Consider the following 12,538-nt stretch of genomic DNA (forward strand, 5'->3'; position numbering starts at 1 on the left):
GAGGAAGGTGGCACCGTTCCTTATTGCTCGTACCCAGAATGACCCTGATCCGGATGAGCCCAAATGCTTTGCATTGTCGACAATGATTCCAGCTCCTACTGTTACCGCACCTCATTTTTTATTTCAAGTCGATTCTTCGAGAGTAAAATGACATCACATCATGTGATTTGAAATCACATGATTCGAATGTCATGACTCAATCAATATAGGAGTTAAGCATGGCGAGCATTCGCCACATGCTCACTACATAGCGCCGTGCCGCAATGACATTGCTTGCAAGACTATCTAACGGCACTAGCTCGTACGGTCTATGTTGACTCGCCTACCACAACGAATGCGTGCAAAAAGTTTATTTGAAAACTTCAGCCCTTTCACCCGCGTACTAGAATCAACCGTGGCCCTCATCGCACTGTCTTCTCACCTGAGGAGGATGGTGGGGAGCATCTAGGATGTCGTACGAACCATCACCAAAGCGCACATAGACGCAGATCTATACTGCTCCGGGGGAGAGGCAGTCAGAGAATTTTGGTTGAACATGATGCAGACCTAGCTGCGTTTCTGGGGTCACGATAGGCGCGCGCGGCGTCATTTGATTACGTAGAAGGCGTGATGACCTATGGTCAGAACAAGCCATACGCAGGCTACTTTTCCGGACAGAACGGGCAATGGATCGACTGCTCTATCGGCAGAACAACAGCAGCTTGATCAGTGGGGAACGGTATGAAGACGATTCCCTGCGCATGATTAGGGGGCGTTATCAGGGGTAGGGTAGAGGTCCGGTTCTGGCCGATAACAGAGAGCGTAATCGGCCTTGCACAGGGGTTATTCAAGCGATTACCGCATCTGTGCGTGCCATGCCCTACCACTGCCAACGCATGCCCAGCTTTCCGTTCCATGATGATTCTTCGCCATCGAAGCTCCACGTGTAGTCAGCATCCGCGAAGAGATAGCCGAGGGCACTCACCTGCCAAGTGCCGCCGACGCCAACTTCACCCCAACTGTCGCCGAGGTCGGCGGTGAAAGGTACGTAGCCGCGTGCACTGGAAAATTCAGTGGTTGGCGAGCCGCTGAACTGGTGCCAGGCATTGGCGCGGATCCACCAACTTGTCGTTCGATCACCTGAGTCTGCCGCTCGCTGGCCGAGCCGGTTCAGCCGTATTCCCAATCTGCCAACGCTAGCGTCGTCATCCCTGTATCGTACCCGCGCTGTCGAGTCGACAAGGTCGTCCAGCGCGGTCTTCTGCCAGATGACCTGGGCTTGCGGCTCCATGCGCCAACCTGGCTTCGACATGTCGCCGATTCGTTCCGCGCCCAGCAACCAGGGCCAGCCCACTTCCACGGACGCCAACACGCCGGTCCCGTTGGTGAATATGTCCGGTAGCCGGGTGGATTTGGCTCGCATGTCATACCAGGTGTACTGCGCCACCGAGTCCACATAAGCGCCACGGGGCGAGAATGCTGTCCAGTACGCGCCGACGGTGTGCGCGTCAAACTCGTCAGTACCGGCATGGAAATGGTAGTCGAGCAGATTGTGCCGCACCCTCCCGCGCGCCTTGCCGTAGGCCAGGTAACCACCGGCATGCTGATGGCTGCCGTCCTCGCTGATGGAACGGTAGATGTCTACGCCCACTTGCAGCACATCAAACGCGTAGTCGAACCCAGGCCCTCTGCTTCCATAGATGCCCTGGTTGCCTCCGTCGCGTTCGCCGTCGTGGTGCAGCGCCCTGACCCACGCGCCGCCAATGCCAGCATCGGGTGAGGAGGCTCCGCGCTGGCTCAGCAAGTGCTCATCGCCCACCCGCTCATGCAGCGTGTCAACAACTGCGCGCGCGTAGATGGCCGCCATGGAGGGAAGGGCAGCAGCCAAGGACACTTCTTGCCGATATGCCGGCGGCACGGGGGGGGCGGGCGGTGGCAGCGGCGGATCCGGTGGTGGCACCGGTGGTGGCACCGGCGGCGGCGGAGGAGGCGGCGGTGACGGGCAGGGGGGCGACGACGCGCCCGCGGCCCCGCAGTCCAAGGTGGAGCGTAGGTACCAGTTTTCGGCCGAGCTGCCGTCAGCGCTGCCCCGACGCAGTCCATACTCGTATGGCCCGGCCACTACCGGTGTCGTGAGCGCGAACGCGGTGCCGCTGGTTAAGCCGCCATTGACCGCATCCACCACGAGAATGCCGTTGCCGACGGTGACGTCGCCCAGCCCACCTGCATTACGCGCCACGAGGATCGAGCTACCGGACGCGGCGCCACCGTCTATCACCAGCCGGTCGGACGATGACCCGTCACCGCCCAGAAGCGTGTTTATCTCCAGTGTGCCGCCGACGCCGGAGTAATCTCGCGTGGTCAGCGTGATGCCGGGCAGTGCGTCTGCACCGAAGATGATCCGCCCGGCATTGGCGACGCCAGCGACGGTCTGTGAAAAACCGTTGAGATTAAGCATCGCGGCAGCTGCGACGGTCACATCCGTGTTGGGGCTGAAGGTACCTGCCCCACCGGCCTGTAGTACCCCCGCATTGACGCGGGTATCCCCACTGTAGGAGTTGGCCGTGCTGCTCAGCAGGGTAGTGCCGTTGCCGATCTGGTCGACCCCACCGGTACCCGATATCGCGCCCGCGAATGTGCTCACGTTGGACCGGTTGAAGACAAGCAGCCCATTGTTGGTGATATCGCCCACAAGCGCGCCCGATGTGCCGCCATTGCCGAGCTGCAACGTGCCGGCCGAGATCGTGGTGCCCCCGCTGTATGTACTTCCAGCGGTCAGAACCGTGGTTCCGGTCCCGGCTTGATTGACTTTTCCCGTGCCGGAGATGGCGCCGGTGAATGTATGAGTGTCGCTCCGGTTGAATGCCAGCGTACCGCTATCGGTGACGTCGCCCACGATGGAGCCAGCCGCACCGCCATTGCCAAGCTGCAATGTGCCCGACGCGATTGTGGTCCCGCCCGTGTAGGTGTTATCGGCAGTCAGGATGGTGGTACCGGCCCCCAAGTGGTTCACCACACCGGTGCCTGAAATCACGCCGTCAAACGTGTAGACGTCACCGCGGTTGAACGCAAGCGTCCCGTTATCGGTAATGTTGCCGACGACCGATCCACCAGCACCGCCGTTACCCAGCTGCAAGGTGCCAACGGAGATAGTGGTACCGCCGGTGTAAGCCTTGTCGTTGGCGAAGATGGTCGTCCCGGAAAGAACGCTTACCGCGCCAGGGCCGTTGATGGCGGGGACAAACGTATGGTCGGCTGCGGTGTGGTTGTACACAAGTAGGCCGATGCCAGGGCCAAACTCGACGGAGGTGGCAGCCAAAGTCCCTGGCGCGGCGGCGGCTGCGCCGGCCTGTGCACCAATGTTGACAGTGCCCCGACTTCCGGTGCGTGCAGCCACGTTGATGGAGCTGGCGCTGGCAGTTGCACCGTCAGCAACGTTGAGCGCACCTGTACCGAACAGGCCGACATAGACGCCGCCGCTGTTGTTCCAGTTGGTTTGAGCACCAATCAGTGTGACCACGCCAGAGCCGTACGCGCCATTGCCAATGAACACGTTCCCATTGTTGTTGACCGTCCCGCCGTTCTCAATCGCAAGCGTGCCCGAACCGGCGGTTCCTACGCGCATGCCGGTTGTCTGCACTACCGAGCCAGAGCCATTCACAGTGACCGCGCCCGACCCGTCCGCGTTGCCACCAACGTCCAGGAAGCTGGTGGAGACACTTGCGCCGTTCAGGACCGCGAGCGTGCCCCTTCCTGCACTGCCTACCGTGATGCTGGCAGTGTTGGTCCGCCAGAGTGAGCCCGGCCCATCAATTGTCACTGTGCCTGAACCCGTGGCGCTATTGCCAACGAGCCCGCCAGCCGTGCTTACGACTTGGGCACCGCCCTGAATATTGAGTGTGCCCGTTCCAGCATTGCCGACGATGAGGGCATTGCCTGATGAGTTCCACGCGGAGTTGAGGCCGCTTACGGTCACTGCGCCTTCCGCGGTCGCCAAGTCTCCAATTGTGTTTCCAATTCCGTTAAAGGAGAAACCACTAACGACTGTAGCGCCTCCCTGGATGTCCAAGGCTCCGTTGCTGGAGTAGCCAATAGTCAGCCCTCCAGCGGAGTCGTTGCCAATTGGCGCTGTAGCTGGAGAATTGCCGAACAGGACCTGGTCGATTCTGCAGCCGCCTGTCTGCCCTGCGCAGGTTGAAACCTGCGCTTGAGCCATATCCGAATTGAAGAATATGGATAGCGCGATGAGTGCTGCAGTAGTGTCCGACCGCCGCAACAAGCTACGTCGTGAGGCGCAGCCGAAACCGATACCAACTCCAACAATGTTGGAGATCGAGGAGGATGCACCGCTATTTTTCATTATTGCTCTCTCCGATCGCTGGCATCTGGCCGGGGGCAATGGCCGACAGTGGCTGCCGAACCCTCTCTCCGTCTTGCGTCGCAGGTATCAAACGGTGGCGCGATCGTTTGCTCGGTCGGAAAAGTCGCTGGCAAGGGAGTGGGCGAGGTGTGAGGAGTGGGCGAGGTGCAACGTCCCTATTTGGGAGACCAAGCTTTGGGGCTGTCATTGCGAATAGCCATGCAGCCTCTCCAATGAAGAGCAGCGACAGACCGCCACTGGCAGTATTCCAACTGCGTGCAGGCTGTCACCAGTAATGCGAGTCTGGCGACGCACCTTTCGCTACTCAACCGCAATACTTGCGAGCAGCCGCCAGTAAAACTACTGCGCCGCTGAGCAGGACGCACTGCCTGAACCGCTCAGACAATGGCCGGCGGCACGGGACGTCCGGTATTGGCCGAAAGCGGCCTCCAGATGTGCCTTGTGGAGGCCGCGGGTCCTTTAAGCTTCTTCCTCTCAGGCCTCGGTCTGCTCCGCCATCTCTAAAGCGTCCTCCACCTCGATGCCCAAGTACCTCACTGTGCTCTCAAGTTTAGTGTGGCCAAGCAGGATCTAAACTGCGCGCAGGTTCTTGGTCCGGCGGTATATCAGTGATGCCTTGGTCCGACGCATGCTGTGAGTTCCGTAGCTGTGACGGTCGAGTCCAACGGCTGTGACCCATGACGCGACGATGCGCGCATACTGGCGGGTGGAAAGGTGGCCATCACCCTGTCCAAAGAACAAGTAGGATGCTGGTCGTAGCTGAGCTTGACGGGACCATTCGGCGATTGCGGACCTTGTCAACTCCGTCAGCTCAAACTGAACTGGCCTACCTGTCTTGCGCTGCAGTACGGTAGCCCTCCTGGCAATGGCTGAGCCATGAGATACGTCTCGCAGTCGTAGGCTGACCAGATCGCACCCTCTTAGCTTTGAGTCGATCGCTAGGTTGAATAGCGCCAGATCACGAGCACGCCCGGCAAGCTGTAGGCGCACCCTAATCGACCATATGTCGCTGAGTCTGAGCGGTGCCTTTTGACCGACCAACTTTCCCTTGTTCCACGGTGTGAATTGAGATGGAAAAGGATTTTCCAAGTTAGGAGCGTCAACCGTGCCTGCATGAAATGATCTGCGCTTCCGTCGATCCTTCGCCGGAAACGAATATCGGAAATCGAGTGGACAGGGAAGTGAACTGGGAAATCTCATTGGGGTTGGGAAGCAATCCTTCCGACCACGGCGCGCCTCGCGACGCTTGCTGGCGAGATTAGCGACGGTTCACGAACCCATCTGTGCCCGGCAATTCCTTGTCTTGGTGGCCGGGACTCATCGCGCATCAGCTGCATTGAGCGTAAGTGTGAAGTGAAGGATGACAGAACCCTGGTGCCAAGCCAGATTCACCCTGATGCCACCGTAGTTTTACTGGAAAAACCTGCGTAGAACCGCAGAGGCGCTGATCGGGCGCAACGCGCAGACTCCGTCCGTCGACCTGCCTCAATCACGTGCAACACCGCCCTTCGGGGTCCCCGGTATTCACGAACCGGACGCGTTCATTGCGGATCAGGCCATCGAGAGGCTCAAGGATGCAGTCGATGGAATTTCGCCGTCGTGGTGCGGTCCACAGCGCGCCTGTGCTCCGAATGGTGGGCGGTTGCCCGCGAGCGGTGGTCATTCCCTGCGTGCTGCTGCTTGGCGTGGTCGCACTGGCGCCTACGACCGTGCGCGCGCAGGATGTCAACGCCGCCATCTGCAGCACCGTATCCGGCACGGTTCCTGCCGGACAGGTGCGTGCCAATGGCACCACCGTCGCGGTGCCCAGTGGCACCTACGCCCCCACGACAGCCGGTGCGCCGGCCTTCTTCGCCGTCAACAGCGGCGTGATCAACGCCACCGGCGCGGTCGCCCTGATCACCAGCACGGCCAGTACAGCGACTGCCTGCGCCAGCAGCGGCGGCGCCATCAACTTCCTTGCCACTGGCGCCACCGTCAGCCGGCTGGGCGCGGGTGGCCCGGCCGCCCGCGCCGAAGCCGGCAGCGTGCTCACCTCCACTGGAACGCGTTTCTACACATCACAGGCCAACAGCGAAAGCGTGCAGGTGGTCGGCGGTAGCTTCACCGGCCGCGGCGATCTGATCGCAACGGGCATCGTGCTCGGCACCCAGGCCGGCAATCCGGCCACCTATGGCTTGCCGGTCGATGCCAGTGGCAACCTCGTGACCATTCCGGACGCCTATGTGGGCAAAGCGGCTACTGCCGCACACGGAATCAGCGCCTCCGGTGGGACGGTCCAGTTGAACGACGCCGCCATTTACGTGATGGGAACCGGGGCAGGGACCAGCAACGGCAGCCACGGTCTCAACGCATCAGGCGGTGCCCGGTTCGACATCAATAACGTCAACATCGTCAGTCGTGGCAACAACAACGTCGGCACCCGCTTCGCATCGGGCGCGTTCCTGCAGGCGTCGCAACTGTCCATCGATACCACCGGAACCGGCGCGTGGGGCCTGGGCTTCATCGACGCGAACGGGGTCCTGGACGGCGTCAACGTCACTACCTCCGGAACCACCGCGCACGGTCTTTCGGCCAGCGGAACCGCCCAGGTCGAGGTACAGAACGCGGACATCCGCGTGGCCGGCCAGAACGCGTATGCGGTATTCGCCAGTGGCGGGGGTGACGTCACCCTCAGTGGCACCGGCGGCGGCATCGTGATCGCAGGCGGGCAATCCGGCAACGGCCTGCGGGCCGATGGCGCCGGCAGCAGCGTGGTGGCGGACGGCCTGCGCATCTCCACCCTGCAGCGAAACGCGCCCATTGGCGCCTATGCCCTGGCGGGCGGCAGCGTCACGCTTTCCAACAGTACCGTCTATACGTCCGGCATCAGTGGCGGCAATGCCGCCGTGGGGTTGCAGGTCGCCACCGGCGGCACCCTGCTCAGCCAGGGCAACCGCATCGTTACCGGCGTGGTGCTCGGCAGCGACCCTGCCAGTGCCGACTACGGATTGCCGCTGGATGCCGGCGGCAACCCCACCACGGACCCGGCCGCCTACGTGGCGGTGAGTAACACCGGCGCCAACGGCGCACAGGTCTCGGCCACCGGTGGCAGCCTGCAGGTGGATGTCGCCGCCGACGGCACGCCACTTGGCACCACCACGTGGATCGACACGTTCGGCAACAACAGTTCCGGCATTGTCGTGGCGCAGTCGGCGACGGCCACCTCGCGCCTGCAGGCGTCCAACGCGGTCATCACCACCCGCGGTTTCAGTTCGAACGGGGTGCTGGTGCAGGGCACGACCGGCAGCCCCGGCCCGCAGGCCACGCTGTCCCGGCTGACCGTGCGCACGCTGGACATCAATTCCAATGCGATCTACGCGCAGGCCGGCGCGCAGTTGTCGGTGGAAGATTCCACACTGCTTACGTCGGGAAGCGGCGGCGGGATCCGTTCCGACGGCGCGGCCACGCGGGTGACCGCGCGCGATCTGTACATCGGCGCCGGCGGTCCCGGCAGCAGCGGCCTCAATGCGACCGGCGGCACCATCGACAGCGCGGGCGTCACCATCATCAATTCCGGCCGCCCAGGCATGACCCTCAACGCAGGCGGCGGTACACCCGGCACGCTGATCTCCGGCGGCGACACCATTTACACCGGCGTGCTGCTCGGCACCGATCCCGGCCTGGCCACCTTCGGCCGGCCGGTGGATGCGGCCGGCAACCCGGTCAGTGACCCGGCCAGCTTCGTCGCCTCGGGGATCAGCGGCCACGGCGTTTACGCGGGTGCAGCCGGGGGCCGGGTCTGGATGAATGTCGATCCGCTCAGCGGCGCGCCCACCGGCGCCCGCAACACGATCACCACGCTGGGCGACTTCAGCGAGGGCTTCAACATCCAGGGCGTGGACGGGCGCGCCACGATCGCCAACGTCACGGTCTCTACGCGCGGCACCGATTCGATCGGCGCACGCGCGGCCGGGGCAGGGCGCATCGACGCCACGGGCGTCACCATCAACACCAGCGGCTGGCATGGATACGGCCTGGCCGGGTATGCCGACAGCCTGCTCAACGCCACTGCCAGCACGGTCGGTACCACCGGCATCCAGGCCCATGGACTGATCTCGTGGGCGGGCAACAGCCGCTTGACCCTCGCCGGCGGCAGCCGCGTGGATACCACCGGTGAGCTCGCCCACGGGGCCATTGCCTGGAATGGCGGGCGCGTGGAGGTCGATGGCTCGACCATCGCCACCCACGGCCCGGGTGCCGTCGCGCTGTTCGTGCGCGGCGATCCGGCAGCCGCGTCGGCGGCAGTGACCGGCACCGGGCTGAGCAGTGACGCAGGGCCGGCCGTGGCGGCCATTGGCGCGGCCGACATCGCGCTGGATACGGTCACGGCCACCGGCGACGGGCTGTGGCTGCATGTGGGCAATATCGAAAACTTCGAGCTGCTCGACGCCGTGGTGCCCGACCTGCCACCGGACCTGCCGCCGGATGACCCGTCCACGCCGCTGCCAACGGCCACGGCCTCGGCCGTGTTCGCGCTGCCGGCCGCGCAGACGCCGACCGTTGCCGACATCACGGCCACCCGGAGCGCGCTCAATGGCGCAGCGCTGACCGATCCGGGCGCGGCAGCCAATCTCCTCCTGCAGGACTCGCTGTGGAACATGAGCGGCAGCTCCAACCTCACCACGGTGCAGAACACGCGCAGCCGGATCCTGTTCGCGCCGCCCGCGGGCGACCCGAGCGTGGCCTCCGGATACAAAACGCTCACCGTGTCCGGTTATGGCGGCGATGGGACGCTGGTGCTCAACACCTGGCTGGCTGCCGATGATTCGCCTTCCGATCAGTTGGTGGTGTCCGGCGGCGCCAGCAGTGGGCCGGGGCAGCTGGAGATACACGCCAGCGGTGGCCTGGGCGATCTGACGCGGGCGGACGGCATCCGCGTGGTGCAGGCGCTTGCCGCGACAAGCGCGCCGGACAATTTCCGCCTGGCAGCGCCGGTGGTTGCCGGACCCTACGAATACTTCCTGTACCGTGGTGGCGCTGCGGCCGACGGAGGCGCGGACGTGGAGAACAGCTGGTTCCTGCGCACTGCCATCGACTGCGCCGCACCGGGCGCGCCCATCCCGCCATGCCCGCCCAATCTGCCGCCCGAGCCGCCGGCGCCGCCCGCGCCGGACCCGGACCCGGACCCGGAACCCCGGCTGCCTCCCGCCTACCGGCAGGAAGTCTCCCTGATCGCCGCTGCGCCGGCCATGGCGCAGGTGTATGGGCGCACGCTGATCGATACCCTTCACGAGCGGGTCGGCGACGAGCAACTGCTGCGCCAGCGCGACGATCTCGATACGCGACGCAGCGGATTCAACGGCGCCTGGCTGCGGTACGTTGGCCACGATGGTGAGCACGACGGTGGCCGGCGCGGCATCTACGGCGACCGCGGCCCGGATTTCGACTACCGCTTCGACGCCCTGCAGATCGGTGCCGACCTGTACCGCCACATCGATGCCGGCGACCTCAGCCGCCGCCATGCGGGGTTCTATCTGGCATATGGCAAGGGCGAGGGCAACGTCCGCCACAACTACCTGGACTACCGCATCCACGCCGGCAATGACCGGTTCAAGGCGGGCTCGGTCGGGTTGTACTGGACCGCGTTCAGTGCCGAAGGCGCGTACCTCGATGCCGTGGGTCAGTACACCTGGTACGACATGCGGGTGAAGTCGCCGCGCAGCACCGAGAGCTTACTGGACGCGACCGGAATGGCGCTGTCGCTCGAGGGCGGATGGCCCTTCGTGCTCAATGACGGCGACGGCCTGACCATTGAAGACGGGCGCTGGCGGCTGGAGCCGCAGGCCCAGGTGATCTGGCAGCAGATCGACGTCGACGACCTGCGCGAGGACACCCTGCAAGTGAGCTTCGAGGACGGCGATTCACTGGTAGGCCGGTTCGGCGCGCGCTTGAACCGCAACGGCCAGCGTGAGAACCGCGCCGGCATGGTGCGCACCAGCAACGCATGGCTGCGTGCGAACCTCTGGCACGAGTTCCGTGGCGCACCCAGCGCCCGCTTCGCGACCAACAGCGGCTACGTGCCGTTCGCGGTGGATCTGGGGGGCAGCTGGGGTGAGGTTGGCCTGGGCGGCACGTGGCAGGTCAGCGACACGGGCTATCTGTACGCCGACATCGACTACAACTGGAGCCTGGACGGTGACGAGACGGCGTGGAACGGAAAGCTCGGGATGCGCTTGAACTGGTAGGGCTGCATATATATCCCCATGCGTTAGTAATATGCCGCTCATGCCCTTTTTTCCATCAATTCCCCGCGCGTAGATTCTCCTCACGATCCGTCACGGAGTGGTCTACGCAGACCGGCACGCTCCGCCGCACTGGAGTGCACGGCTTGAGGTGCACCTTGTAGCACGGCAAAGCCGCACGAGGCTCGTCGATTCAGAGTTCATATCCGTAGCCGACGATCTGATGGTGGACGTCTTTCACTCAGAGCTAGTTGGTGAGATTCGTTCATTCGAGTCGGCACGTCTGGATCTCATCAACCCGACGTCGGAACCGGCATAGTGCAAGTCTTGGAAGCGTCCGCTACTGGCCGAGGCTGTGTGAAAACCCAGGCATCGCTGGCAAGATCAAGACACTCTTCGATTGGTGCTGATCATGAAGCGATTCGTCGATGGCGTGGATCGGACCCAGGCGCTTCTCCTGCCTGATCGGCTCGAGGATTACGTCCACCAGGACAATCCCGTTCGCCTCGTCGACGCCTTCGTGGATGCGCTGGATCTCGGGTCACTGGGCTTCGATGCCGCCAGCCGTGCCGCCGGTGGCCGACCCGCTTATCACCCGGCTGCGCTGCTCAAGATCTATATCTATGGCTACCTCAACCGAGTGCAGTCCAGCCGCCGCTTGGAGCGTGAGGCGCAGCGCAACCTAGAGGCAATTTGGCTGACGGGGCGTCTGGCGCCCGATTTCAAGACGATCGCCGACTTCCGCAAGGACAACGGCGCCGCCATCGTGGCGGTGTGCAGTCGCTTCACTGCGTTGTGCCGGAGGATGAAGGTGTTCTCGCATGCCGTGGTCGCGATCGATGGCAGCAAGTTCAAGGCGGTCAACAGCCGCGATCGTAACTTCACAGTCGGCAAGATCAGGGCACGGCGCAGCCAGCTCGACGAGAGCGTGGCCCGCTATCTCGCCGAATTGGATCGGGCCGATCGCGATCCGGCACTGCTGACCGAGGCGCGCGTCCCGCAGCTGCGTGGCAAGCTGGCCAAGGTGCGCGAACAGATGGCAGCGCTGGATCGTATTGAACAGCAGTTGCAGGAAGCGCCCGATCACCAGATCTCGCTGACCGATCCCGATGCTAGGTCGATGACCTCGACGGGGCGCGCCACCGGCACGGTGGGCTACAACCTGCAGGCCGCGGTCGACGCCGAGCATCACCTGATCGTGGCCCACGAGGTCACCAACATCGGACATGATCGGACGCAGCTTGCTCCCATGGCGCTCAAGGCCAAAGCCGCGTTGGGCAGCGACCACCTGACCGCATTGGCCGATCGTGGTTACTACAACGCCCCACAGATCCTGGCCTGCGAGCAAAACAGCATTATCCCGCTCGTGCTCAAGCCGCTGACCTCGAACAGCAAAGCCGAAGGGCGCTTCGACAAGCGGGACTTCGTTTACGAGCCGGCGCTGGATGCCTATCGTTGCCCGGCCGGCGAGCAGGCCACGCATCGCTTCACCAGCGAAGAAAACGGCCTGACGCTGCGCAAGTATTGGTCATCCGCCTGTCCTGCCTGCCCGATGCGCGAACAGTGCAGCACAGCGCGCCACAGGCGGATCAGCCGCTGGGAGCACGAACACGTGCTTGAGGCGATGCAATTGCGGCTCGACGCCAGACCACAGGTCGCCGTTGCGCGGCGTCAGACGGTCGAGCATGTCTTCGGCACCCTCAAGGCGTGGTTGGGCACTACGCCGCTACTAACCAAGACGTTGCCGAAGGTCAGAACCGAGATCAGCTTGGCCGTGCTGGCCTACAACATGAAGCGGATGATCAAGATCATCGGCATGCCTGGCATGTTGAAGGCAATCGCGGCTTGAAAATTGCGATGCCATCGTCCGCATGGACATGGCGTATGCATGGGCAACTCGCCCGCGCTCGGTGGTCAGGCGTTTTTACACAGCCTCGGCCGAGAGCGGTCTTCG

At 63.5% G+C, this 12,538-nt stretch carries 4 protein-coding genes; 2 read left to right on the forward strand and 2 right to left on the reverse strand.

What is annotated here, in order from left to right; genetic code table 11:
- Nucleotides 1–859: 859 nt before the first annotated feature.
- Both ACVOKO_RS00770 and ACVOKO_RS00775 read right to left on the reverse strand, forming a co-directional pair.
- Complete coding sequence (locus ACVOKO_RS00770) at nucleotides 860–4,339, reverse strand: autotransporter outer membrane beta-barrel domain-containing protein (protein ID WP_346496320.1); 3,480 nt, start codon at nucleotides 4,337–4,339, stop codon at nucleotides 860–862.
- Between the two features lie 591 nt (nucleotides 4,340–4,930).
- Nucleotides 4,931–5,560 (reverse strand): tyrosine-type recombinase/integrase, encoded by a 630-nt coding sequence (locus ACVOKO_RS00775; RefSeq protein WP_346496322.1) that lies wholly within the window; start codon nucleotides 5,558–5,560, stop codon nucleotides 4,931–4,933.
- A 383-nt stretch (nucleotides 5,561–5,943) separates the two neighbouring features.
- On the opposite strand from ACVOKO_RS00775, the gene ACVOKO_RS00780 reads away from it, so the two are divergent.
- Both ACVOKO_RS00780 and ACVOKO_RS00785 read left to right on the forward strand, forming a co-directional pair.
- Nucleotides 5,944–10,587 (forward strand): autotransporter outer membrane beta-barrel domain-containing protein, encoded by a 4,644-nt coding sequence (locus tag ACVOKO_RS00780; RefSeq protein WP_346496324.1) that lies wholly within the window; start codon nucleotides 5,944–5,946, stop codon nucleotides 10,585–10,587.
- Between the two features lie 409 nt (nucleotides 10,588–10,996).
- Nucleotides 10,997–12,433, forward strand: coding sequence for an IS1182 family transposase (locus ACVOKO_RS00785; protein ID WP_346496326.1), 1,437 nt, complete (start codon nucleotides 10,997–10,999; stop codon nucleotides 12,431–12,433).
- Nucleotides 12,434–12,538: the final 105 nt, after the last annotated feature.

Source organism: Stenotrophomonas sp. STEN240 (genome assembly GCF_056756175.1).